The following is a 23,595-nucleotide window of genomic DNA, read 5'->3' on the forward strand; positions in this document are numbered from 1 at the left end:
AGCGGCTCACCATTCGGGAGATGTCATGAAGCCCTGGCACGTCGCCGTCGTCTTGGTGATCCTTCTGCTGATCGGCTTCCTCGGGTGGCTCGTCACTTCATACCGCAAGGGTCGCGACGGGCGCTGACGCTTGTTCGCGACAGAGGGGCCATTGCGTGGTCTTCAAACCGGTCCAAGTGCCGCCGCAGCACGCTCGATCGCCCGGTAGACCGTCGAGCTCGCTACACCGAACAGCTCAGCCAGCTCTGCGCTGGTGTACTCACCTGAAGGGTCGGTCCCAGTGGTGCGCTGGCAGGGTTGAGCGACACCGTGGGTTGGGGACAGCTCGACAAGGTGAAGATGTGTTGTACTGCCCCTTATGAGACGCCGAGCGGGCCTGCTCATCGGTGTGGCGATACTGCTCGTCGCGGCTGGAACCACCGTGGGCTGGCGGTGGTGGCACAACCGTCCCCCGTATGGGCCGAAGGCCCTGGGCGCCACCGCGACCCTGCGACTGGTCGACCAGGCCACCGCGGACACGGCGATGAGCCCGGTCAATGCCGAGCATGCGGACGACGGGGATCAAATCTTCCTCGGCCGGGTGGCCTGGGTGAGGCCACCCGGTATCAAGGATGACGGCTCGTTTCGGGTCGTGATCCTCGACAAACGCACCCGCCGGATGCCCGGCTTCATCAGCGTGACGTCGCCACGGCCGGATGATGTCGGTGCCGGCTCGGACGGAGCCCTGGACATCGCGGAGAAGCGCTACCCGTGGCTGCAGGGTATCGGGACCCGTCACATCAACGGGTTATTCTGGAACGCCGGTGCCGCCATCACGGTGTCGTCTGTCGACGCCTCACCGGTGACCTTCGTGACCGTTCTGCATCCAGCGAGCCCTGACACACCGCCCGAGCACCTCGTCGCTACTGCCCCCACTGCAGTCAGCGACTTGTTGGTGGCTCTGATCAACGTCGGCCCTGATGGCCAGGTGTATTGGGCCCAACGCCTGCTGAATTGACAGAGCCGTTATGCGCAGATCGGAGGCGCGGTCTCTCGTTGATTAGGTCTGGTCGCGGGCGGCGAGGTAGTGGGTCCAGTCGGTGTTGACAGCGTCGGCCCAGCGGACCGCCGTCGCCCGGGGTGACGCCGAGTAGGTCGGCGAGGATCGGGGCCGCAATGTCGCCGGTCATGGCGACCAGGGCGGCGTGCTTGCCGGGGACCGGTGTGATGTCGTGCCTGCGGAGTTTGTTGCGCAGGCGGCGCGCGGCGATCGGCTGGTCGGGGGCCCGGCCGGGGAACAGCAATGGTTTGCGGGCAATTCGGGCCAGTGGGGTCCGGGGCCGCGCCGGGTCGGCGGCTTGCTCGACGGCGATGGCGGCCAGTGGCGGTGGTAGGACAAGCGGACCGGCCCGAGGTGAATCTTGACTTGTCCGTCGGGCTCGGTCACGACTGCGTCGGTGTGCAGGTGTCCGCGTACGAGTGTGCGCCCCCAGGTTTTATCTCAAGGGTGCGCCTAGGTTGATCATGAACGGGACCGGATCTATGGCCGCATCCGCAGTGGCATCACCGTTGACGTGGACCTCGAAGTGGAGGTGCGGCCCGGACGAATGGCCGGTCGAGCCGACGACACCGATGGGCTGGCCGACAACGACGTGGTCGCCGACCTCAACCTGCGGTAGTTCGTTCATATGGCAGTACCGGGTGATGATCCCGCCGTCGTGATCGATGTCTACGTACCAGCCGCAGCCGCTGGTGAGGCCCGGATCCCCGTCGCGATCGCAGCCCCAGTTGCTGCCGTCGCGGTTGTCAATCGCGTTGCAGCGAACCCGGCTGACGATGCCGGCGGAGGCAGCTCGGATCACGGTGCCGCGTGGTGCGCTGAGGTCCACGCCGTCGTGACCAGGCCGGCTTGCGGTCCGGAAGCCTGAGCCGACAGGCGCGAGAACTGGCTGGGTCCACGGCCCGCTGGCGCCGCCGCAGCTGGCCAGCCCCCCAGTTGGCAACGAACTCTCGCCGCTAGTGATCGTGCCGACGAGTTGAGTGGCTTCCGGCTCCCACTTGGCGTACGCGTCGGGATAGGCGCTGACTTGGACACGTTGGGCTGCCTCGGTAAGCGGCATGGTCTGCCAGCCGGGGATCGTCACCAACTTGGCGTAGAACCTACCGGCGGCGTAGGTCGGGTCGAGGAGTTGCGCAACGGTTCCCCATCCCTGGCTGGGCCGTTGCTGGAACAGTCCGACGGAATCCCGGTCGCCGCCGGGAAGGTTGCGTAGCGTCGATTCCTGCATCGTGGTGGCGACGGCGATCACCCACCCCCGAGTGGGCACGCCCTTGCTGGCTCCAGCGGCGGCGATGATGGCAGCGTTGGCTACCTGATTGCGATCCCACCGGCCGACAGCGGGCCATCCACCGGGCGGCGCTGGGGCGAGCGATCGGCCGGGTGTCGCACCAGAGCCGCAGCCGGCAGCAGAGCCTCCCAGCAGGAGGCCGGCGCCGGCGAGGCAGACGAATACCACCGTGACGACGACAGCGAGCATGGTGGCGAGCATTCGACGACTCACCGCCGGCTCCAGGACTCAGGTCGATTGGTGGTGCGGAGACGTGTCTTGATGGTCATGTTTCCTCCACTGGTGAGCAGTCGCAGCGGCGCCGAGGAGCTGACCCGGCGCGTACGGCGAGTCGAAGGGGTCTGGCGCTGCGACGAGCAGGTCTACAAACGCAAAAAGGGCCGCATTTGCGGCACCAGGAGGTGCAAATCGGGTTCGAGCGGGGGGCATCGACAGCGAGAGGACAGGTCGGACGCGGATCCCGGGCAGGCTGAGCAGGATTGGTTCGGCGGATCAGGCTCGGGCGGGAGCGCATGGGCGCGAGGACCAGGCGCGGGTCGCTCTTCGACCTCGAGAATTGGGTCTACCCAGGTGTGGCCCGGGCCGGCCCCCTCTGCCCCTCTACGCAAGTAGGGATGACCCCACCACCGGGACAGAGGGGTACCGACCGGGATGGGTCAGGCGGAGCCGGCCCTCATAGGCACTCAGTGCCCAGAAATCGAGGGTGCCGCCGGTACTTCGGGCGGGTTGTCGTGGCTCCCGTTGCGCGAGGCCAGTTCGGCCAGCCGGCGGGCGGTCGGGACGGGGTGGTCGAGCATGCCGACCTGGCCGGCGCGCCGGATCGCCTGGACTGAGCGCACATCGAAGTTGTGTCGCTGCGCGAGGGCACGAAGGTCGGTCTCGCCGTCCTTCATGTCCGCCCAGACGGTCTGCCAGCGACGGTAGCGGTCGGCATTCACGGGGATGCGGCGGATCAGGTCGACCGGCCACGGCTGCTCGAGGTCTTCGCCGGACTCTTGGTCATCGCCGTCGTGTCGCGACATGTCAGGGTCATCCCGCAACACGTCGGGATCGTGTCGCGAAACGTCGTCCGGCCTGTTGTCGTCGTGGTCCGGCGCTCGCCCGGTGATCTCCGGCTCGCTGAGATGTCGCTCGCCGCTCGCCTGCGGCTCAGGTTTCTCATCACGCTGCACCGGACTGGCGGTGGGGTGTTCGAGCATCCGCGACAGCATTTTGATCGCGGCGATGAGCGCGACCGCGGGCCAGCCGGCGATGATCCGGGCGATGACGTCGTCCTCGGCGATGAGGATGTTCGCGCCGAGGCTGACGACGCCGCCTGCGGCGAGGGCGATCCACGGGAACGCGCCGGAGGGGCGGCCGGCCCGTCGATCGGCGAGGATCGCCAAGGTGGCGACGACCTCGATGCCGTCGACCGTCAGCGGGAAAGCGTGTGCCTTCCAGCCGTGCTCGCCGCGCGATTCGGCGAGTTCGCGGAGGTGGTCGTAGCTGACCGCGCCAGCGACACCGGCCAGGCCAAGGGTGGTGAGGGTCGCTGCAGTGGTGATGACGATGTCGGTCAGGGACCGTCCCGGTCCAACCGGGCGGGCGGTTCGCCGAAGTACGACGTCGATTGCCGTGACGGCGACGGCGACGGCGATGCCCACGAGGACGAGTCGGATGTCCATCAGCGACCCGCCCGTCGTCGCGACGGCGCGACCCCGATGTCACGGGTCGGTCGGGCGAGGCTGCGTGCAGTGTCGGGTGTCGTGACATACGCCTGCCGGGCGGTCGTCCAAGCGACGACGTCCGCCGTGGCGCCCCTGTCCTCCCGGCGGTCCGGGGTCGGACCGGGGACGTGTCGACACGGGGTCGCGGCACTAGGCAGGCGGGGCGCGGTGGCGACGAGCTGGCCACGCGTTCGGGTGATCGATCGCATCAGGTTTGCGCCTTCCAGAAGGGCGGTGCCGGCGCCCTATAGGCGCCGGCACCGCACATCGGTGTGATCCGGCGCCCAGGGGCGCACCTGTTGGTGCGTCACCCGGGGTGCGGGCGTGGAGAACGCGGTCGTCAGTCGGTGCCGAAGTCGTACTCGCGGTGGTCGACGGGCACCACGTCGACCGCGCGGATCTTGTCGGTGTGCGCGCGTGCGACCTCGAGGCGGTCCAGGTCGTTCGCTACGACGTCGACCGCGACGGAGATGGCACCTCGTGGGTCGAGGGCCTTGACTTCGACGACGAGTGGCACCACGAAGACGATCCGATAACGGGAACCTCGCTCGCCGCTGACGGTGCTGGTCAGTGGCGTCTCGTCGAGCGCGCGCAGCCGCAGCTGCCAATGTTTGGTCGGGTGGACGGATGCATCCCGTAGGCAGCGAAGTTCGACGCGCAGGAGGCGCTCTGCGGCGGCTACGGCCTCGTCGCTGCTGGCCGCGTCGGTTTCGATGGCAAGCGGGGTGTGGACGGTGGCTTCAAAGTGGGTCCGCAGTGGCGGGGGCATGGTCAGGTAGCGCAGGGCGTCGTTCGCGTCCGGAACGGTAAGTGCTCCAGTGTTGACCGCGAAGATGATCCAGCGCCGAACCAGGTCGACGAACTGCCGGTAGCTTTCCTCGACGGCCGCACCGCTGTCGCGGATCTCGTGATCGGCCAGGGTGAGTGCGCCGCGCAGCGCGGCGATCAGATCGGTGTCGGCTTGCCGGACGAGGGCCACCTGTTGGGCGACGAGGTCGGCGGCGGCGCGGACCGCGTCCACGTCCGGGGCGACGGTGCGGGAGTGCTGGAAACCGGCATACAGCAGGTCGAGGATCTCCTCGCTGCCCCAAGGGTTCTGCTGCACGACGGTGGCGGCGGCCGAGTCAGTGGGTGGGTTGATCACGGTGTTGCTCCCCTCCTGATCGGGGCGGATCATGGGCGGTCGGTGTGCTGGGCAGCCCAGCTCTGCCAGTTCTCGAGGACTGACGGGGGAATGCCGGCGCGGAGGCCGTCGAGGACGAGCAGTGCCATCCCGTAGCTCGGATCGGCCGTCAGCGCGCGATGCGCCGCAATGTCGGCCAGGGCACCATTCCCCTGAAGCCAGGCGGTGAAGGCCAGCAGGCTGGCTGGCGCCGCGACCAGGTCCGGGTCGGCGCGCCGGGTGAGGTCTCGCCACAGGTCGAGGTGCCATTCCTCGCGGCTGGCGGTCAGCCAGGCATGGTCCCGAACGGCGATGGTGGTGAGCAGCGTGGTGAGCCAGGCGACCTCGTCATCGGTGCACCGCTGGCCGCTCCGGTACCGGTTGGCCGCCTCCGTCAACGCCGCCCGTCCTTCGGCCTCGACGGCGCTGAGGTTGGCCGGTAGGTCCGCCAGCCGTCGGCGGGCGCGGTCGGTTGCTTCGTCCATCGCAGCACGGAGGGCGTCGTCGGTGGGTGCGATGGAGGCCGCGAGGCTTGCGCGGTCCGTGAACGGGCTGGATCCGGATACCACGGCCCGTACCGACAGTGGGCTGGCGACTGCGTCGTAGGGGGTGCCCTCAGGTGAGCAGCACGTCGGGTTGTCGCACAGGTAGGACCAGTACCGGCCATCGGTGACGCGTAGCGCGTCGTACACCTCTAGGCCGGCGACGGTGAGTACCGCACGGGCAGCGTCCACCGCCGGCGTCGCGAGATCTTCTGGCCCGTAGGCGACGATCACCACGTGGGTCGCGTCGACCTGGTCGAGGGCCGGCAGCGCCTGCGCGATGCTGTCCAGCCCTGCGGGCAGATCTCCCCGGGTGACCAGAGCGACCTTTGTCCCGGCGATCGCGATCAGGACGATGCTGTTTGTCGGATGGAATCCGACCAGGTGCGGCACGGCAGCGAGCATTTCTGCGGCCGAACGCACCGGCAGGATGGAGTTGTCGGGGCTGGTCATCGTGTTTCCTTCCGATTCGGATCCACCGCGAGAGCGGCTGGATTGGTGTGGGATTGCGGGGCCTGGTCGAGTTCGGTCAGGTGTTGGCGGGCGCGAAGGACTCCGCCGAGCACGCCCGAGCGCGCGGGCGATCTACCAGGCGTGAATTCAGGTCCGGGGTACGCGTGGAGGTGCGCGTCGACGGCTGTGCGCAGAGGGATGCCTCTTCGCCGGACGAAGCCAGGTGCGCGCACCCGCGCGGTGCACGGCCGTTGACGCGAGCGGAATCACGGCCGGGGCGGGGTGATCTCCACGTGCAGGTCGCTGGTGAAGCCGGTGGCGAAGGTCATCCGGAGTCGGTTCAGGTCCAGGCGCTGAACTTCTCGGAGCCCGTTGCGGTCGGTCATCCAACGCGAGCAGCGCATCGCATAGCTGATCTCCGCGACCACCAGGTCAAGGTCGGGCGCAATCGGTGGAATCGGGTCCAGACCCAGATGGTGGCGGCTGTCGGCAGCCCAGATTTCGTCGGTGGTGATCCAGTGACCATCGCGGTGTCGGAACTCCACAGCGTCGGCGGGCGCGTTCTGTGCCCGGGCCAGGTCGAGCAGGTAGGCGAGATAGTCGGGGGCAGAGCCGCGCATGCGGCCCCAGGCACGGATGTACGGGTAGTCCTCGTTACCGCCAGAGGCGTCGTCAGTCATCGAGGTTGGTCCCTTCAGAGCGAGCAGCCCGGGACCGCGAGCGGCGATCCCGGGCTACAAGGTCGGTTCTTGTGTGCTGGCCGGCACCGCCCGCAGCCACGGCCGAGACGGAGCGCCTGGGCGTGCGATTGCGCACCGGGCGACATTCGGTTGGCCAGTGGAGGGGGTGCAAGGTGCCCAGTAGGTCCTGGACGTTCGGCTCGCGGCACCTGCTACTGCGTGTTTCAGGCCGTCAGCGACGCCACGCTTCCTTGGCGCTCTCCATGCGAAGCGCTTCAACGGCGGCGGCGACTGCAGCCTCGATCGTGTCGAACGATGCGGCGCGCGCCCCGCCGTCGGTGTAGAGCGGGAAGTCGATCCCGGTGGTGCCGTTGTGGACGCGTACGTACCAGCCGAATCTGCCGTCGGGTGGAGACAGGTAGCTGGTTGCGTTGACATCAGCCGGCGCATCGATGGCAACGGCGCACCGGGCACCGTCGGTCTGGTGGCGTCGGGCGGCCCACCCTTCGGGGACCAGCCGTTGCGCCTCTGGCAGGTGCTCGTCGACGAGGTCGACGGACTTAGCGATGGCCCGTTCGTTCTCCGCCGCGCGCTGACGCTGCTCGCGATCGGCGAAGCTGACCCACCTGCCGGTCCCGGCGTCGTTGACGAGGTATATCTCGCAGGCTTCACACCACCGCAGGCCGTGACGCCACAGTCTGCTGAGGGTCTGGCACCGCGAGCAGACGATGTCAGTCATGATCTTTTCCCCGCGTTGGCTCCTCCTCCGCGGCGTCCGACTGATCGTGGCCATGGATCTGGACTGGTAGGGGTGGGGACTCGGTGAGGCGTGCCCGCCCTTCGGCGACCTGCTCGATGACCGCGACGATCAGGGCGGCGACCTCCGTCGGGCTGGTGTGGTCCGGCACCGCGATGGTCCAGGTGTCGTCGTCCGGCCCAATCTGGAACTCGCTCGTGTCGGCGACCGGCTCCCGGTGATCGGGTTTTGCGAACCAGCCGGGGCCGGCAGTGACCGCCCAGCGGGCATCCCCGCTCTGGTCGGTGTGTTGGCTTACGGCGTAGATGGTGGCGGCATTCCCACCCGACTGGTCGATGTGTGCGGGATGACCGTGCCTGGCGATTTCGACGACCACGGCCTGCATGTCGAAGCGGGTGGGCTGCCGCCCGTCGTTGAAGGCGTCGCGTAGTTCAGCGAGCAGGTCGTTGTCGATCTGATCGGGCGGCACGACTCTCTGGCTACGGTGGGCGACCGCCCACAGTTCGTGGTCGGTGGGCAGCGAGGTGCCGTTCCTGGCGTCGGTCTCGCCCGCCGCTCTGACAAACTCGAGCAGGTCCAGCCAGTTCCGGGAGGCCTTCATGTCGTCGTTCCCTCGGATGGGTGTCGCTCTGTCAGGTGTCCGATGACGTCGGCGACGTCCCGGACCAGACGCACCTGCGGCGTCTCGCGCAGCGCCTGGTGACAGCCGACGGAAAGGGCGGAGGTCACGGGACCGGGCACCGCCATCACAGGTCGGCCGAGGGCATTGGCCTGCGCCAGGACGGTCCGGGCGCCGCTGCGGAGGGCTGCCTCTACGAGCACGCATCCGCCGGTCATCGCTGCCAGGTAGGCACCGTTGACGGCGATGCGGCTTCGGTACGGTGCACTGCCGGGCGGCCAGGCGCTGATGAGATAGACCCGCTCGAACAGCGCTGAGTTGCCCTGCGGGTGGGGACGGTCGAGTCCAGCGGGATTGATCGCGACGGCCACGTGTCCAGCCGTCAGTGCGCCGCGAAGCGCTGCGGCGTCGACGCCGTACCCACCGGTGTTGAAGATGGTCCACCCGCTCTCGGCGAGGCCGTGGCCGAGTTCGGCGGCGACATGCTGCCCGTAGCTGGTGGCCGCGCGGGCTCCGACGACCGCAACAGACCGGTGCAGCGTTTCTACGAGGGGCTGTGCGCCGCGAACCCACAGGCACGGCGGTGGGGCGGGCAGCCGGGCATCGTCGTTGGTGGCGTCGCTGTGCTGGTTCAGGTCCTCCAGCGCTTTGGGCCACTCCGCGTCCTGCGGGATGACGATCCGTGCACCGATCCGTTCGGTGTCGGCAATGATCCTGATGGCGACCTGCCGCAGACCGGCTGCACCCAACTGTTCGGTAGCTGCGGAACTCGCCTCAGCCTGAGGCAGGTGGCCGGCGATCAACCGGCGGAGGACCGCTTCCGGGCCCTCCTCGTGGATCATGGTGTGGATAAGTCGGTCGCCGACAATGGTCAGCCGGGCCAGGACGGCGCGGGCGACTCTTGGGTCGTCGATGGTGCTCATGTCAGCTTCGGTCTCCTTCCGGGTCACGGGATCGTGGAAACAGCCGCCAGCCACGCATCCTTTGTGGAGGTTGTTAGGCCTGGGCGCGGCGCTTCGCCGCGCCCAGGCGTAGTCGTCTCGGGATCGCCGGGGTACTGCCGGCGGAGGTCAGGGTCGAGGCAAGCAGCGCCGTCAGGTGAGGTCAGCGCGGGCTCGACCTGCGCGGATGGCTGTCACTCGGCGGCGTTCGGTCGCGCGAGTGTGGCTGCGAGTGCCCTGCACAGCTTTCGGTGCGAGGCGGTCGGCGTCAGTGGCCCCCGAGCGAGCCGAGGCCGGTTGCGGAGATGACGACCAGGGCAACGACGTGCAGGCTGACCAGGGCAAGGACGTGGACGGCGGGGTGGAGTCCACGGCGCAGACAACGGCGCAGGAAGCCGCTCTTGGTCTCGGGGGCGACGTGCTTGGGCATCAGCATGTTCCTCTCGGCTGGCCGCGCTTGCGGGCGAGCGCGATTGGGATGATCGGATTCACGGACACCGGCGTCCGAAGCGGGACGGTCCGTACTTCGGTTCGTTGACGGGTAGACGGCGATCCAGCTCCGCAGCCGGTTCCCCGCGCACTGGCAGACGGAGTGCCGGGCACTTCTGGTTCGTTCACGACTGCTCGCTGACGGTGTCGATGAGCGCCGAGATACGCCGTGCCAATCCCGCGTACTTGGCCATCTCCGTCTCGGCGAAAGCGGCCGTGCGGTCGAGTCCTTCCGCCGTGGGTGTGACGTCGATCGTCTCGGCCGGAGCAGTGGATGCCGCGGGATCGTTCGGCTCGGTCTGGAGCACGGCCGCCCACCGGTCGTAGGCGAGCCAGAGGGCGTTCGCGATGGTGGCCGCATCGTCCAGTGAGCAGACCAGCCTCGTCGTCGGGGCAGTGCCGTCGGTCGCCCGGGCCGCCGTGGCGCGGTCGGGCTTGACATCCCGGCGGCGCACCTGAGGTCGGGTGCCGTCGAGCTCCGGCACGCCGTCACGGTCGGCGTCGTAGATGAGCGTCTGGTTGCCCATTCGCTTGGCGGTGAACATGGCGGCGTCGGCCTGGGCTAGGGCGTAGCGGGCGTTACCACCGCTGCTGACGGCGATTCCGACGCTGATCCGGAGTTGCATCCGCCGTCCCGCAACGGTCGCTGGCCTGACGAGGGCCACGCGGATCGCGTTGCGCAGGGCCGTGGCGTCCGCGCCGGGCACGAGGACCATGAACTCGTCACCTCCCGTACGGGCAACCTGCGCCCCGGCGCTGACGGAGGCGGCCGCGTGGGTGAGGCGGGCGGCGATGGCCTTCAGGTACTGGTCGCCTGCGGCGTGTCCGCCGTTGGCGTTGACCGTGTTGAGGCCGTCGGCATCGGCGAAGGCGATGGTCAGCGGTGCAGCCACCGCGTCGGCGGCGGCCATGGCCCGGTCAGCGAGTGCCCGGTTGGGTAGTCCGGTGAGCGAGTCGCACTGGGCGGCTGCGAGTTCTCGCCGTAGCAGCTCCTCAGAAGCGGCGCCGGCGGCAACTCGACGTTCCAATTCCTCCTCGCGGGCATGGGCCGCAGCGAGTCTCCGGCGTTGCCGGATGAGCCGGGTCGTCGCGGTGATGCCAACCGGGATCCAGCTCTGCATGGCGATGACGGCGACGAGTACCGCCGCCGCGAGATGGCCGTCCGAGGCTAGGAGGGCAACCGGTGCGGTCGCGAGGATGGCGACGACTGCGATGGTCGCGGTCGTGCGAAGCAGATCACCTCTGTCGGTGGATCTCGCATCGGGTTTGGGCATGATTGGGCTCCTTCATGGAGGAGCTCCGGGGGCGGGCCGCTGTCGCAGGCGAGGCCCGCCCCCGGGCCTTGGGGTGGGTACCGGCCCTTGATGGGCCTATCGCCTGACGGGAACCAGCTCGGACGAGCCGCCGCTCACGGTGTCGCACGCGGCGTGCCCGCACCTGGGCCCGCTGCCCTAGCGACAACGGCATCGGGCAGGCTCGTGAACGGGATGCCGGCCGCAGCGATCAGTCGAGGTCGTCGAGGTCGATTTCTTCGTCGCTGACCTGGGCACCCTCGCGGCGCAGGTCGTACTCGTCGAAGTCCAGGTCGCCACCACACAGCATGTCGCGCACCTCGTCCGCGGCGCGGTCATAGGCGTCTTCCTCGTCGGTCGCGCGCACCCGGACGGTGACCGGGACGAGTAGCTCGACGCTGTATTCCACGGGGAGATTGGTGATCCCCAGCCGCTCCAGGGCGTAGTTCGTGCCCGACAGGCAGATCTCCCGGTTGTTGACGGCACGGGCCGCCCTACGGCGTACGTCATTGCTGAACTCGTCGTGAGCGAGTTGCCTGGCGTTGGCCTCGACCACGGCGGCCTCGGCAGTCGCGTTGGCGGCGGCGGCCGCCGCAGTGAGTAGGTGGTGGGCCGTCTCGTCGGTGGGCGTGGCGGGCATCGGCCCGTAGCCGGCGGCGAGGAGGGTCGCGACCCTGCTCAGCCACACCGGTGTGTCGCCAGACCCGTTCGTGGCTTGCCAGGCCGCAACGAGCATCTCCTCGGTGACCGCGGTGTGGATCATCAAGTCGGTGGCGGCCGGCCCGGTCTCCGGATCCGCAGCTTCCGGGGTTGCGCGGTTCTGGGCGTCGAGCAGCTCGACGGTGTCGGTCATGATCGTGTTACCTCCTTTGGCTGAGACGAAGAACGCCGCCCCCTGTTGGGACGGCGCGGATCGTTCGGTTGGTCGAGATCGGCGATCGCGGTCACTCGCTGGTGACGGAGACGACCTCCACCTCGTCAGCGCAGAAGAGTGGCCGGCGGGGCAGCCGGGGCAACTCCTCGCTGAGTTCGCTGACGGCCAGGCGGACAGCCTCGTCGTCGTCGACCGCGGAGATGCAGATGGTGATCGGCACGCGAAGGGTTACCCGGTGGTCCGAGGGGATCGGTGGCAGTCCCCAGTCGGCCAGCGCCTCGCTGAGGCTCCCCTCGAAGTCAGGGTTCTCGCCGAGAGTGCCGAGCCCGGCCGTGCGGACGCCCAGTTGCAGCCGACGCAGGCCGGCGCGGTGCTCGGCTGCCTCGTGGCGTGCCCGGCTGGCCCGCGCTCGGGCCTGAAGCAGATCCTCGATCAACCGGGTGTGACAGACGATGCGGTCATCGCCGTTGGTGTGGTCGTGCTCGCAAGCGGCGGCGGATAGTTCACTGGCGGGGCTGCTTGCGGCGGCGAGGAATGCGGTCAGCAGGTCATCTGGCACCGGCTCGCCGGTAACCTCCCGCCAGGCCTGGGCGGCCGTGCAGCCGAGCCGCCCGATGTCCCCGGAGAACGCTTCGGTCATGGGTGCCTTCCCTTCGTCGATGCCCGCGCTGGCGTACGGGCAGGAATGGAGGTGGAGGTCGGTGTCTCAGGCCAGGACAGGACCGGACGACGGAACACGGCGACAGCCTGGCCACCGTTTGCATCGGTGGTGGCGACGGCGTGGACGTCGTTGTCGAACAGGTCTCGCTCCAGGGCTTCGTGGTCGATGTAGCGCCCGGGCATCCCGATGCGCTCCAGCGCCGCGGCCCAGCCGCGCTCAACCAGGTACTTCTCGGCGGAGTCCGAGCGGTGCGGGAAGAGCCCGAGGAAGTCGGCGGTGAAAATCGCGGGCAGGTCGTCGGCGGGTACGTCCACGTCGACGCCGCCACTCGCCGCGAGCCAGTCGCCGACCGCAGCCAACGGCAGGTGATGGGTCGAGGCGATCCGACGCATCGCGCACAGCACCGGCAGGGGCAGTCGGTGCGAGTCGCGGCCGTACCGGCCAAAGCCGTGCGCGTCGATGACCACCACCTCCGCTGCGGCATTGACCGGAAGCACCTTCGCGATGCTGGCCCGGGCTGCGATGAGGTCGCCGTCGAGCAGTACGGCTGCGGACGAGGTCAGGTCGTCGGCAGGCGCGATACGTACGGCCCCCTCCTCGCTCATCACCGACTGGACGACGGCGTACTCGCTCTCCGCCCGGGCATCGGCGAGCGCGACCAGCACCCATCGGGCAAGGTTGGACAACGCCTGCACCGCCATCCGCTGGTGCCGGGCCGGCGTTCCGTCGAGTACGAGATCAGGGGTGACGACGGCGGCCCGGACCGTGCACCAGGCCACCGGAAGATCGCCGGAGTAGACCAGGTACGCGGGGGTTTTCCCGTCGATTACCCCAGCGGTCCGAGCCTCGATAGAGGCGCCCAGCACCGCAGCTTGCACCGGTGGCAGTGTGTCGACCTTCAGTGGTGGTGAGGTGCGGTACCGGTCCGCCAGGGGGACCCCAACCAAACTTCCGGCGTTGACGTTGCGCAGTCGTTGGAATGCTCGGACAGCGTCCGCGACGGTGCTTCGCCTCATGCTCTTCCCCGTCCAACGGGGGTGCCGGGGCGGCCGTCGGCAGCCGGGCTGACGCCAGGTCGTGGTGAGAGATCGCCGGACCGACGCGCAGCGAATTCGTCGAACAGCGCCGTCGTCGACCTCATCACCACAGCTCCGTAGCGGCATGGGCGTCCACGAGCAGCGAGAACTGCCGGTCAGTGAGCCCGATCAGTTCCGCGCCACGACCGGCGCCAGTGAAGATGACCGGCCCGCACAGGTAGGGCTCGTCCCACGGGCCGAGGTACGGAAGTCCGGTGCTCTCGAGGGCCATCTGGGTGGCCGTCCAGTTGGGGACTCCCCTGCCCTGCTGGTCGTCCTCGAGCCACATGACGGTGCATTCATCGAGCTGGACTCGGTAGGCGGCACCGGTGGTGATGCGTCGGCCGAGCCGAAACCCGCCGCCATCGGCAGGGGCCTCCAGGACGGTCAGCCGTCCGGACGGACCGACCATTAGGTAGGTGGCCTGTTGTGCCGGAGCAGGCGCCGACTTATGGATGTCGAGTGGCGGCCGCATCGCGGTGATGGTCATCTTGTTTCTCCTCTGCTGTCGTGAGGTCGGGGACCTCTGGGCACGCAAAACGGCCGGTCAGGCGAGTGCCTGATCCGGCCGGGAGGTACGGCGGTTGGCGAGTCAGACGGGCCAGTTGGCGGGGCGGGGTCTACCGTCGCTGCACTGGTCCGAGTCGATTGCGGCTTGTCGTGGGCGTTGCTGGTACGCCCGGCCCGGCAGGTTGCGCCGCAGGCTGGGCGGTTGCTAGGCGAGGGGCCAAGCGGCCATCGCGACCAGTTGCTCGTTCGGGCGCAGCCGGTCGATGTGGTCGTTGGCGGCGTACAGATAGTCCAGCTGGTCGGCCAGCCGGCCCGATCTGGGCGTGAGCCAGTTGGCGGCGTCGGTGGCCAGGGCATCGCCGGGCACGGCCGCGAGTGCCGCGAGGGTGCGGTAGCTGTTGAGGCCGGCTTGAAGGGCTTCGATGTCCGCGATGGGAATAGGTTGCTGCCGGTAGGCGGCGGTGTAGGTGTTCATCGCGAGCACCCGAGGTTGGGCGAGGAATGCCTGTTGGGCGCGGCTGAGCGGCCAGCGTGCCGGGTCGTCGCGATGGCGGTCGACGAAGGCCGAGAGCGGTTGGGCGTCGCGCGTGCCGTCGACGACGTCTCGCCATCGGTGCCACAGCCAGGCAGCACTGGTGGCGGCGCGGGCACGCATGCCGGCCAGGTCAAGGTGACGGACCGGGCCGCCGGCGGCGTAGCCCTGGTAGCGGTGCAGCAATTGGCGGGTCGGTCGGTGGCGGGCGGCGAAGTGGCCAACAGGGCCGGCGGGACGAAGCTGTTGTGCAACGAGGCGGGTCGCCGCGAGGGCGGGCATGGATTGGGGTGTGGCGTCGGTGGGCACGCAGACCACGATGGTGTGCACGACAGGACGTGCGGGCATGGGCTCCTCCAGGCAGGGTGCGGGGACACGGCTGAGGTGCGATCGCGCGAGAAGGCGCGGGCAGGCGACAGCGTCGACGGACAGAGAGGTGGGGCGCGGGGATCGCAGGGCTGGCGCCGGTGGAAGCTCCGGCGGGCGGGATCCCGAGCGTGATGACGCGAGCGCGTCGAGGCGATGCTGCCTGTACGGCAGGGCTGGCGCGGTGGCGCCGGGGTGGTGCGGGTGGGCGTGGGTGCCAGGGAGGACGTGTCGCGGCCGACCGGCCAAAATGGCGGGTGGGCGGGCTCCTGCCGGGGCGAGCCAAGGCCCGAGGTGGTGCGGTGATGGGAGTTTTATGGAAGAGAGTTCACGATATCCTGCCGACCCAACAAGAAATGATCATTGCTGTATCGCCTCAGTGCTCGGCTCTTTAAGCAGGGGTGTTGGGCGGTTCGACGACCGGCAGCCATTGAGTGGCCAAGGGTGTTGGGTGCCGCGACGCGGGGTGTTGGGTTCGCACCTACCTGGCGTTGATGGACGACAATGACCCGCGCGTATGGCTGCCGGCCCCCACGATTGAGGCGTTGACAGCAGCGTCATTGACTTCGTGGGCGATGATCTACCTCATCACGGCAGCCCTCCGTCGGGCAGCATCGGACGCCGACCGTGTCGGCGCGATGCGGGATCGGGCTGCGGCGGACGCACTTCGTAGCCGGTGAACGGATGCCACCGTTCTCGGCCATGAGGAATGCTGGGCTTGGCCTCGGAGGTTGGGCGGGCTGATGACCCATGGCGCTGTCAATGCCTGGGAGTACGGCCTGCGGGCCGTCATCGGCGCGAGCGGGCCACCGAACCGTGACGGCCAGCGAATTCGTCTGCACGGCAACGATGGCTTGGCAAGTTCCTGCCGTCGTAGGTGGCCCGCTCCGGATTCAGCGCAGGTCGGGTCCGCCCTCTACGGCGAGTTCATCGAGCACGCTGAACCCGTCGTCGACTACGTCGTTCGGGTCGTCCGTGTCCTCGACAACGAAGCCTTCGATTGGTTCCTCATCCAGAAGCTGAGGGTACTTCTCGAGCAGGAACCGACGTTGGTAAGCCATCTCGGCGGTATCGACGATTCCCTCCAAAGTGGTCCAGTTGAGGGTGCCGCCGACCAGGATTCCGGCAAGCGGCACGACCTTGCCGAGACCCTTCTTGGTGAGGGTGCGGCCGACCGCATCCGCGAACCGTCCAGCGATCCGGGCGACAACCGATTCGTTCAGGACCTTCCACGTCTTACCGCGGACGAGCGCCTGGGTGAGGCGCGAGATGTCGGCGAAGGCGGCGTTCTTCGCGCCCGCGGACGCGGCCGTCCCGGCGTTGACGACGGACAGCACGAAGAGCTTCTCGGCTGGTTCTTCGGGATCGTAGCCGTACAGCAGCGAGACATGGCCGACCGCGCGGGATGCGAGTCCGATGACGATGGCGGCGTCGCCCGCGAAAGCGCTGGCGATTGCACCTCCCGACGGCGCCGCCGCCGCGCCACCGGAGACCGCGGTAGCCAACTCGCCTCCCGAGATCACCAGCCCCGCACCCATCCCCGACACTGCGGCAGCAGCCGGGTAGTACCAACTCAAGGCCCGCCCGCGGACCGCGTGGATCTGCTCGAGGTCGAGGCGCCGCAGGTCGGAGAGCTTGGTGACCTCGTGCCCGCGCTTCTGGTAGAGCTCCACCACCCGCTTGGGCGAGAGCCCCGCTCGCGAAATCCTCGCCACCATTCGCTGCGCCGAGCCCAGAGCACTGCCACTCCAGTCCCCCGCGCTGACGGGGAGGACGCCGACGGCTTTGCGGGCCCCGGTGCCGATGGCGCCAGCACCCTTGGCGACGATGCCGCGCCCCCGCGACACGACTGTTTGCGCACCCGAATGGTTCTCCAGGTACGTCGACGCACGCCGACCAAGTGCCGCGGCGCCGTTGGACACGCCCTCACCGGCGCTGCGCAACGCGGCCGACAGCGGTCGGCCCTTGAACCGCTGAATGGCACGCCACGCCGCAAGCTCGTACTCCGAGGGTTCTGCCATGACGTCCAGGCTAGTCAAGCGAACCGCCCCTCAGAACAGTTAAGCGGCCGAGCTAGCGCTGGTCCGATCGGCCTTGAGCAAGTGGGGCCGACCCAGACTTGTCCCACCCACCGAGTCGCGTGCCCTTTCAGACGATCACGTGCGCGAAGATGCCGCCGACTCTGCGGTCTGGGATTTGGACGTTGAGCACGGGAGGTCACCCCACGCTGACGAGCGAGCATCAGCGGACCGGATTCCAGGGACATCGGCATGACGCCAGGGTCGAGGTGGACGTGCGTCCGGGCGGCGCGGACGGCCACGCGCGAGCGCGGCCACGGCACGGCGAAGGGCGAGCCGCGCACGCCCTCAGCAGCGCCCCGTGATACTCGATGAGGGAAGCGGCGGGCTTGACAGCGATCCCAAGCAGACCCCCGAGCGCGACGGCCGCCGCGAACTCCAGTGAGAAGAGCCGCCGTACGCCGGACCGGCCGGCGCCGACCATCCAGAGGGCCTATGCCGGCCGGCGTTTGGTCAGCGCCATGACGAGCACGGCACCGAGGGTGATCAGTGCGCAGCCAGCGGTGCGACATTAATGATTGCCAGTACGGCGATGGCGAAGCCGTTCCGTTCGGTGTCGGATGCCCGACCGGCGGCTTCACCAGGGGCGGGATCCGTATCGCATGGCAACCGCCTCCGCCAGCGCTTCGTCGAAGCTACGCACGAGGTTGTTCATGAAGCTCCGCCACGACTCGACTCCGGCCAGGTGCAGGCTGCCAGGGGTTGTGCCTCGATGCACGATCTCGCCTCTGATGTCGTTGACCAGCGAGGTCAGCTCGAGTTGGGCTTTCACGGCGTCGTACTGCTGCCAGCTGACCGCATCAAGGATGTTCTCGATACCTAGCACCTTCTTGACCAGATCGTTCACTTGGCGGCCGGCCGCGTTGTTGAAGGTGCCAATCTCGTGACTCAGACGTCTCCGAGCGACGTCGAGCCAGCCGTCGCCGATGACAGCCCAGACGGACTTCTCGGCCTTGTTAGCTACGGCCACTCTCAAGAAGGGTGACAGCAGGCTTGGATCAGCAGCGATCGTTGGAATGACGCGGTCGATCGCCTCGCTGAGAACTTGCTCGACGTAGTTCTCCCAGGCAGTCACGAGCAGAACAAGCGCGGATCGCAGCAGAGGACCGTTGTCTCCCTTCGGCCGGCCGGGGGATCCGCAACCGCTGTGTAGCGTCAGCAGGGCGTTGACATCCTGCTCCAGCTTCTCGAAGACCAAGGTTGCGTTCGATGGCATCGCCAGAACCTAGTCGAGAAGGCGACGAGTCGTGACCCCACGCACATCCCCTCGCACGGTTTCGACGGCCCGTCACAGGTAGGACCGGATCGTCGTCGGCGGCGGCGGCCCGCAACCGCAGGAGGAACGAACGCAACGGCCCGTGGCGTACCCCCGCCAACCGGGAACAGAACTGCGCCGCCCCGGCCTGAGTATGCGATGGGCTCAGGCTTTGGGGGCCACCCGGACGACGCTCGCTCCGCTCACGCCGCCGCCAGCCTCATGCACCCCAAAGATCAGGTTGTAATAGCCGGGCAGCGCGTCCTCCGCGATGGGAATGACGCTGGCCGGTCGTTCGCCCGCCGCACCGGATGGCCGCACCGGCTGGGCCTCGAACGTCACCACTCCCAAAGCGGGCCGAGCCGTACCCCCCGCAGCGCTCTTCAGTTCGCTGACATCCCCGTACGGGCCAGTCAGACGCGCAGTCAGCTCGACCTGTGCCGGCTTCGCGGCGGGGTCAGTCCCCGGCCTGACGATCCAGTTAACCGTCATGTCCTGGCCAGGTTGGTAGACCGTATCGACGTCCTCGCCATCGCAACACGTGTAGGTCGTCGGGGTGCCTGCTGCGGGTGTGGAACGCCCGGAGCCACAACCCGATGCGACCAGCAAGGCCAGGCAGGCAACGACCACAAGCCGGCACGCTTTCATGAGCATGAGCATGAGCGTAACGAGCACTGTCCTCGAACGTCTTCGGACAGTCCTGACCCCGCCAGCATCCAGTTGACGGGCCGGCGCTGAAGTGACGCTCACGAATCTGGACGACGCGCCGTCGAGTAGCGGCCAACCCGATAGCCGATCTGACGCCGCCAGGCGTCCCTGTCCATGACAGACATACGCTGTCGCCGGACGGACGGCTACCTCTACCTGCTGCTACACCGAGGCGATCGGGTAGCCAATCGTGGCGAGGTCTTTCCGCAGTTCGGCAACGTTGAGTTGAGGGTTCAGCGCCTCTATCACGCTGTCGGTGAGCGGCCGGTTGGCGACGACGTTCTCGACCGCCGTCCGATCGACCTCGATCTCGTAGTAGTCGCTGGCGAACTCGACGAAACGGTCAACGATGTCGTCAAGCAGGATCTCGAGCATGCCGGACCCGTCCGGCCCGGTGTCGTCGTACGGCCCTCGAAGGGGCGGGAAGACGATGCCGTCACCAGCATGCCAGCGGTCGTCACCGGCCAGCCGCCATAGCACGGCAGTAGCGATGAACTGCCCGGCCTCGTCGCAGAAAGCAGGCTCCTCGATCTGCGGACGCAGCTCTACCGGCAGGCCGTCGAGCAGTCCCGGCCACAGCTCGTAGTCTGGATCGCCGTAGGGCGACATCGCCGATTCGTGATCGAAGACCCGGATGAATACGCCGTCGGGGGTGAACACGACGGCCCACTCGTCGCCGCTGCCATTGCTCATCAGCGCCGCCTCGTCCGTGCCCCAGGCTCGGGTGTAGGCGTAGTACGCAGCCCCGCCGTCGATGATTCGTTCCAGCACGGCCAATGACTTACACCGCTGCCGCAGCCGGTCGATGGAAGGCAGTCTGGCGACGATGTCGTACGCGGTCACCGGGCGACCCTACTGGGGCGGACGGGCAGCGACTCGGCAGGTCCCGATCTGCCAGCTACCGACGCCCACGAAGGTTTACTCTGCTTCTTCACGCAGCTCTTGGAGCGGGTCGTCGGCCAGGCGTGGTGGGCCGGGGTTGAGCGGGCCAGGTTCGTCGTCGGTGGTGGGTAGATCGACCAGGCTCAGCCGGTGTCCCCCATTGCCCACGAGCCGCCATACCGGTCCGGCCGGGCTGTGTCCGTTGATCCGGTCTCGGGCACAGGTGGCGATGGTGAGTGTGGCCAGGGCGTCGGCGACGCGGTGATCGCGGCGAGCGGCGTCGGCGAGCTTGGTGTGGAAGTTGCGTTCGCGTTCCCGGCTCGGCAGGGAGAACAGCAGGATGTGGCCGGGTCCGCCGTCCATCCGTAGGCGCCGGTAGGGCTCCAGCTTGTCGCGTAGGCGCGGGTGGTCTTCGGTGGCTCGGTCGTACTCGAGCCAGAAGCCGACGCTGCTGCGGCTGTTGGTCCAGACGCCGTGCGCGTCGGGGCGTACCCGTTGGCCGAAGGCCGCGGCTGTCTGCTGCTCGGACCACCAGCGGGTCAGCCTCACCTCGGGATGACGGCGCCCGTGGGCGAGGAGGTCGATGAAGAACTGGTTGGTCTCAATGGTGTGTTGCCGGATCCGGTTGGACAGCACCGAGTCCGCGGCGAGTGCGACGGCTTTCGGGGTGGGCGGGGTGTCACCGCGGGCGAGGGCCACGAAGCGGGCGGAGAGCCGGCCGGGCACCCAGTACACCTGAGCAGGTTGGCCGGGGTGGGAGCGCAGGACACGGTCGATGAAGTCGAGCCGTCGCAGGGAGTAGAGGCGATGGACGCAGGTGACCGGTGAGTCGAACAGGACCGAGGTGATCTGATCCGTGGTGAGGGAGGTGTGGTCGGACAGCAGGAAGGCGATCACCCGATCGCGAGGGCGAAGGCGGGCTGAGACGTCGGACAGCGTGGTCGTGGAGCGACGGGGGTCGGATCGGGATCGGGGGGTCACGGAGCACCCCCCGATTGGGAGATGTCCCCCCGGTGGGACTGTCGGGACGGCTGATCATGGCTCATGTACGTCTCCTAGCTGCACCGTTGGGTGAGCAGCGACCGATTTGCAGGCTGCTCGCAGCGACCATGGCCGGGCCGGACCGCCGACCAGGGTGGGAACCAACCTTGGTGTATGCGGTGGTGAGCTCCGACGTCAGTCGCTGCGACGGAATGTCTTGCCTCGATCGCTGCCAGCGAGGCGCTTGGCGAGCTGCTCGATGGCGGTCGGGTCGGTCGCGTTGCCGCTGGCAGCGGCACAGGCTGCCCGGATGTGTGGGGCGGCGCCGACCACGGGGCGGGGTGGCCGGGTGTGCAGGGTGAACGCCGCGGTCTCCCGATTGCCGATGACCAGCCTCGCGGCTGCCTGGTAGGCGTCCAGATGGCTCAGATCGTGTTCGGACAGTTCGGGGAACATGTGCCGGGCCATTTGGTGCGCATCCTCGGGCGCCACGTTGAAGGTGATCTTGTTGCGGGCGTTCGCGCTCAGGGCGAGCTGGGTGGGTCGTGGCAGTTGAGCGAGGTCTTGGTGGGCCAGCACCAGGCTCATGCGGTAGCCGCGGGCTTCGGCGAGCATGTCGTCCACCGAGCCGGGCAGATTCAGAAAGTTGTGGCACTCGTCGACGAATACGGTGCAGTCGCGTCGTTTGTCTTCCGGCAGTCTCGCGCGGGCGGTGGCGGCCTGCCAGGCGCGGGCCAACACGAAGGAGCCCATCAGTCGGGAGGTGTCCTCGCCGAGTTGGCCTTTGGGGAGGCGGGCGAGCAGGATACCGCCGTTGTCGAGCAGTTGCCCCATGTCGAATGAAGAGCGGGGCGTGCCGAGGGTGCGGCGTGGGAAATCCCGCAGCAGGAATGCTCTCAGCCGGGCCATGACGGGTCCGATGACCTGTGCCCGCACCGGCGGCGGCATCGACTCGTACCAACTCCAGTAACCGAGTAGGCCTTCCGGGTCGTCGAGGCCCTCGGTGAAGGCCATCCGGAACTGGCGGTCGTTGAGCAGCGGCGGCACCAACGCGAGCGTCGCGTGCGCCTTTCGCATCAGGGTGAGGCAGGCGACCCGCAGGGTGTCGTCGATGCGCGGCCCCCAGTGCCTTTGGAAGATCTTGCTGAAAATGGAGACGACGTTGTCGACGGCGAGGTCGTGGTCGTCTCCCGAGAGCGGGTTGAAGTAGCCGCCCTGGTCCTGGTCGGGATCGATGAGGACGACCCGGTCGGCGACGGTCTCCGGCAGCCGGTCCAGGACGTCGGTGACGAGGTCTCCCTTGGGGTCAATGACCACGACACCGCGGCGGGCGGCCACGTCGTCGAGGATCATGTTGACCAGGAAGGTCGACTTGCCGACGCCGGTGGAGCCGAGGACGTGCAGGTGCTGGCGGGCGTCGACGACGGGCAGCCCTACGGCGTGACCGCCGATCTCGGCGTGTCCGAGTTGTTTGACGCCGCGTCCGCCGGCGGGAACCTCGACCGGCGCTGGCATGGACTTCGCGCGAGCGCGTCGGAGGCCGGGCACGGCCAGGTCGGTCGGTAGGGCGGCGACGGCAGCGAGTTCACCGGCCCCGAGCAGGTACCCGGAGCGCAGTGGTCGCGCGGACAACACTGCGGCGGGCTGCTTGAGCCGGACGCGGCGCAGTCGTTGGCGGGCGGTGTAGACGCCGTAGGCGGAGGCAATGCCGTGGGCGAGCGTCTTCAGTCGTGCCCGCAGATTGTCTTCTGCCACCTTGCGGGGGTTGGTGTGGGCGACGCCGTAGCGGATCGAGGTCTCCCACAGCTGCCCGGCTGCGAGTTTGTCGACTGCGGCGCGGGCGTCACGATCACGTTCCGGATCCGTCGGTACCGACCGGGACGCGGCGACCCGAGTGCCCGCGGGGGCCCGGCCGGGGCCGGGCACGATCAGTTCGAGCAGACCGCGTAGCCAGGCCGTGGGGTCGAGCAGCCCTCGTGCGGGCTGGCCACTGCGGAGGGCCCCGGTTCCGGCCCGGAGCCGACGGATCTGCCGGGGTGTGGCTGGGCGGGTGAGTACCTGCACGCAGGCGTACTCGGGATCCTGCAGCCCAGACAGCGCGGAGATCAGTGGTCGCAGGGGGTCCCTGTCGTGGTCGGTGACGATCGGGTACCAGGCCGCGAGGGTGGGAAGCAGGGCGCCGCCCTCGTCGAGGGTCGCCAGGGGTATCGGTGCGGTGGCGTCAGCGACGGCGGCGGTGGCGCCCGGCCAGGCGCCGGTGATGGCGGCGAGGACGGGTCCGGTGGGCACTGTGCCGGGCAACCAGATGTTGATGGTCAACTGCCGGCCGGCCCATCGGTATTCGAAACCGACGTGTGGAGTGCCGTGGATCAGGCGTCGCCATCCGGCGGGGCGGAGGATCTCTGCGCAGGTCGCCCACCAGCGGGCGGCGCTGTCCGGATCGACTTCCGGTGGTGGGGTGATGACGACCTGGTGGGCGTGGCGCAGTAGCCGCCGGTGCCGCCAGCTGTGCAGTTGTCCTCGCGCGATAAGTACGACGAGCCCGAGGGCGGCGATGACGACGGCGAGCCACGGGCGGTCGGTCGCCCACCGGAGTGCGTTCACGATGACGTCCGCGATCGGGTTGGAGGGCACCGGCGGAGGCACGAAGGGCGACGGCGGCGGGCCGGGCATCGTCGGCGGCGGTGTCGTTGAGGCGAGCGCT

At 68.5% G+C, this 23,595-nt stretch carries 22 protein-coding genes; 1 reads left to right on the top strand and 21 read right to left on the bottom strand.

The genetic code is table 11. The features are described 5' to 3' along the window. Nucleotides 1-388: 388 nt before the first annotated feature. A complete protein-coding gene (locus AB0C01_RS07790) occupies nt 389-997 on the top strand; it encodes a hypothetical protein (RefSeq protein WP_357570646.1) in 609 nt (202 codons plus the stop codon). A gap of 478 nt (nt 998-1,475) precedes the next feature. On the opposite strand, the gene AB0C01_RS07795 is transcribed toward AB0C01_RS07790, so the two are convergent. The 21 genes from AB0C01_RS07795 to AB0C01_RS07895 all read right to left on the bottom strand — a co-directional run bounded on the left by AB0C01_RS07795 (nt 1,476) and on the right by AB0C01_RS07895 (nt 23,564). Next, nucleotides 1,476-2,528 carry a M23 family metallopeptidase gene (locus AB0C01_RS07795; RefSeq protein WP_357570647.1) on the bottom strand — a complete coding sequence of 351 codons (1,053 nt, stop codon included), beginning with the start codon at nt 2,526-2,528 and terminating at the stop codon, nt 1,476-1,478. A 482-nt stretch (nt 2,529-3,010) separates the two neighbouring features. Further along, nucleotides 3,011-3,970 (bottom strand): DUF2637 domain-containing protein, encoded by a 960-nt coding sequence (locus AB0C01_RS07800; RefSeq protein ID WP_357570648.1) that lies wholly within the window; start codon nt 3,968-3,970, stop codon nt 3,011-3,013. A gap of 403 nt (nt 3,971-4,373) precedes the next feature. Further along, nucleotides 4,374-5,210 (bottom strand): hypothetical protein, encoded by an 837-nt coding sequence (locus AB0C01_RS07805; protein WP_357570649.1) that lies wholly within the window; start codon nt 5,208-5,210, stop codon nt 4,374-4,376. Then, nucleotides 5,207-6,190, bottom strand: coding sequence for a DUF4192 domain-containing protein (locus AB0C01_RS07810; protein WP_357570650.1), 984 nt, complete (start codon nt 6,188-6,190; stop codon nt 5,207-5,209). Before AB0C01_RS07810 ends, AB0C01_RS07805 begins: the two co-directional genes overlap by 4 nt. A 266-nt stretch (nt 6,191-6,456) precedes the next feature. Continuing rightward, on the bottom strand, nt 6,457-6,870 hold the full coding sequence (locus AB0C01_RS07815) for a hypothetical protein (RefSeq protein ID WP_357570651.1): 414 nt from the start codon (nt 6,868-6,870) through the stop codon (nt 6,457-6,459). Nucleotides 6,871-7,102: 232 nt separating this feature from the next. Then, nucleotides 7,103-7,609, bottom strand: a complete 507-nt coding sequence (locus AB0C01_RS07820) for a hypothetical protein (protein WP_357570652.1) — start codon at nt 7,607-7,609, stop codon at nt 7,103-7,105. Beyond that, entirely contained in the window at nt 7,602-8,228 is a 627-nt protein-coding gene (locus tag AB0C01_RS07825) for a hypothetical protein (RefSeq protein WP_357570653.1), read from the bottom strand. The genes AB0C01_RS07820 and AB0C01_RS07825 overlap by 8 nt, the downstream gene beginning before the upstream one ends. Continuing rightward, on the bottom strand, nt 8,225-9,169 hold the full coding sequence (locus tag AB0C01_RS07830) for a DNA-processing protein DprA (protein WP_357570654.1): 945 nt from the start codon (nt 9,167-9,169) through the stop codon (nt 8,225-8,227). Before AB0C01_RS07830 ends, AB0C01_RS07825 begins: the two co-directional genes overlap by 4 nt. A 286-nt stretch (nt 9,170-9,455) precedes the next feature. Next, on the bottom strand, nt 9,456-9,617 hold the full coding sequence (locus AB0C01_RS07835) for a hypothetical protein (protein ID WP_167944793.1): 162 nt from the start codon (nt 9,615-9,617) through the stop codon (nt 9,456-9,458). A 184-nt stretch (nt 9,618-9,801) separates the two neighbouring features. Further along, nucleotides 9,802-10,950, bottom strand: a complete 1,149-nt coding sequence (locus tag AB0C01_RS07840) for a GGDEF domain-containing protein (RefSeq protein ID WP_357570655.1) — start codon at nt 10,948-10,950, stop codon at nt 9,802-9,804. Between the two features lie 229 nt (nt 10,951-11,179). After that, nucleotides 11,180-11,821 (bottom strand): hypothetical protein, encoded by a 642-nt coding sequence (locus AB0C01_RS07845; RefSeq protein ID WP_357570656.1) that lies wholly within the window; start codon nt 11,819-11,821, stop codon nt 11,180-11,182. 91 nt (nt 11,822-11,912) lie between these two features. Continuing rightward, nucleotides 11,913-12,482: a hypothetical protein gene (locus tag AB0C01_RS07850; protein ID WP_357570657.1), complete on the bottom strand. Its 570-nt coding sequence runs from the start codon at nt 12,480-12,482 to the stop codon at nt 11,913-11,915. Then, complete coding sequence (locus AB0C01_RS07855) at nt 12,479-13,381, bottom strand: hypothetical protein (RefSeq protein ID WP_357570658.1); 903 nt, start codon at nt 13,379-13,381, stop codon at nt 12,479-12,481. The genes AB0C01_RS07850 and AB0C01_RS07855 overlap by 4 nt, the downstream gene beginning before the upstream one ends. A gap of 262 nt (nt 13,382-13,643) precedes the next feature. After that, nucleotides 13,644-14,069, bottom strand: coding sequence for a hypothetical protein (locus AB0C01_RS07860; RefSeq protein WP_357570659.1), 426 nt, complete (start codon nt 14,067-14,069; stop codon nt 13,644-13,646). Between the two features lie 225 nt (nt 14,070-14,294). Then, nucleotides 14,295-14,930, bottom strand: coding sequence for a hypothetical protein (locus AB0C01_RS07865; RefSeq protein ID WP_357570660.1), 636 nt, complete (start codon nt 14,928-14,930; stop codon nt 14,295-14,297). A gap of 950 nt (nt 14,931-15,880) precedes the next feature. Further along, a complete protein-coding gene (locus tag AB0C01_RS07870; RefSeq protein ID WP_357570661.1) occupies nt 15,881-17,008 on the bottom strand; it encodes an EcsC family protein in 1,128 nt (375 codons plus the stop codon). Between the two features lie 634 nt (nt 17,009-17,642). Continuing rightward, the gene (locus tag AB0C01_RS07875; RefSeq protein ID WP_357570662.1) at nt 17,643-18,281 is read right to left on the bottom strand and encodes a HEPN domain-containing protein; all 639 of its coding nucleotides are present in this window, start codon (nt 18,279-18,281) and stop codon (nt 17,643-17,645) included. Between the two features lie 204 nt (nt 18,282-18,485). After that, nucleotides 18,486-18,974: a hypothetical protein gene (locus tag AB0C01_RS07880; RefSeq protein ID WP_357570663.1), complete on the bottom strand. Its 489-nt coding sequence runs from the start codon at nt 18,972-18,974 to the stop codon at nt 18,486-18,488. A gap of 216 nt (nt 18,975-19,190) precedes the next feature. Further along, the gene (locus AB0C01_RS07885; protein WP_357570664.1) at nt 19,191-19,871 is read right to left on the bottom strand and encodes a hypothetical protein; all 681 of its coding nucleotides are present in this window, start codon (nt 19,869-19,871) and stop codon (nt 19,191-19,193) included. Nucleotides 19,872-19,946: 75 nt separating this feature from the next. Beyond that, nucleotides 19,947-20,807, bottom strand: coding sequence for a replication-relaxation family protein (locus AB0C01_RS07890; RefSeq protein ID WP_357570665.1), 861 nt, complete (start codon nt 20,805-20,807; stop codon nt 19,947-19,949). A 279-nt stretch (nt 20,808-21,086) separates the two neighbouring features. Next, complete coding sequence (locus AB0C01_RS07895) at nt 21,087-23,564, bottom strand: DUF87 domain-containing protein (protein ID WP_357570708.1); 2,478 nt, start codon at nt 23,562-23,564, stop codon at nt 21,087-21,089. Nucleotides 23,565-23,595: the final 31 nt, after the last annotated feature.

The sequence above is a fragment of the Micromonospora sp. NPDC048905 genome (assembly GCF_040649655.1).
Taxonomy (GTDB): domain Bacteria; phylum Actinomycetota; class Actinomycetes; order Mycobacteriales; family Micromonosporaceae; genus Micromonospora.

Excerpts from the sequence above, each read along its gene's own strand:
- AB0C01_RS07850 (WP_357570657.1), bottom strand. The coding sequence starts at position 12,482 with ATGACCGAAGCGTTCTCCGGGGACATCGGGCGGCTCGGCTGCACGGCC.
- AB0C01_RS07815 (WP_357570651.1), bottom strand. The coding sequence starts at position 6,870 with ATGACTGACGACGCCTCTGGCGGTAACGAGGACTACCCGTACATCCGT.
- AB0C01_RS07860 (WP_357570659.1), bottom strand. The coding sequence starts at position 14,069 with ATGACCATCACCGCGATGCGGCCGCCACTCGACATCCATAAGTCGGCG.
- AB0C01_RS07835 (WP_167944793.1), bottom strand. The coding sequence starts at position 9,617 with ATGCCCAAGCACGTCGCCCCCGAGACCAAGAGCGGCTTCCTGCGCCGT.
- AB0C01_RS07795 (WP_357570647.1), bottom strand. The coding sequence starts at position 2,528 with ATGCTCGCCACCATGCTCGCTGTCGTCGTCACGGTGGTATTCGTCTGC.
- AB0C01_RS07845 (WP_357570656.1), bottom strand. The coding sequence starts at position 11,821 with ATGACCGACACCGTCGAGCTGCTCGACGCCCAGAACCGCGCAACCCCG.
- AB0C01_RS07810 (WP_357570650.1), bottom strand. The coding sequence starts at position 6,190 with ATGACCAGCCCCGACAACTCCATCCTGCCGGTGCGTTCGGCCGCAGAA.
- AB0C01_RS07825 (WP_357570653.1), bottom strand. The coding sequence starts at position 8,228 with ATGAAGGCCTCCCGGAACTGGCTGGACCTGCTCGAGTTTGTCAGAGCG.
- AB0C01_RS07895 (WP_357570708.1), bottom strand. The coding sequence starts at position 23,564 with ATGCCCGGCCCGCCGCCGTCGCCCTTCGTGCCTCCGCCGGTGCCCTCC.
- AB0C01_RS07830 (WP_357570654.1), bottom strand. The coding sequence starts at position 9,169 with ATGAGCACCATCGACGACCCAAGAGTCGCCCGCGCCGTCCTGGCCCGG.
- AB0C01_RS07820 (WP_357570652.1), bottom strand. The coding sequence starts at position 7,609 with ATGACTGACATCGTCTGCTCGCGGTGCCAGACCCTCAGCAGACTGTGG.
- AB0C01_RS07870 (WP_357570661.1), bottom strand. The coding sequence starts at position 17,008 with ATGGCAGAACCCTCGGAGTACGAGCTTGCGGCGTGGCGTGCCATTCAG.
- AB0C01_RS07880 (WP_357570663.1), bottom strand. The coding sequence starts at position 18,974 with ATGCTCATGAAAGCGTGCCGGCTTGTGGTCGTTGCCTGCCTGGCCTTG.
- AB0C01_RS07875 (WP_357570662.1), bottom strand. The coding sequence starts at position 18,281 with ATGCCATCGAACGCAACCTTGGTCTTCGAGAAGCTGGAGCAGGATGTC.
- AB0C01_RS07840 (WP_357570655.1), bottom strand. The coding sequence starts at position 10,950 with ATGCCCAAACCCGATGCGAGATCCACCGACAGAGGTGATCTGCTTCGC.
- AB0C01_RS07805 (WP_357570649.1), bottom strand. The coding sequence starts at position 5,210 with ATGATCCGCCCCGATCAGGAGGGGAGCAACACCGTGATCAACCCACCC.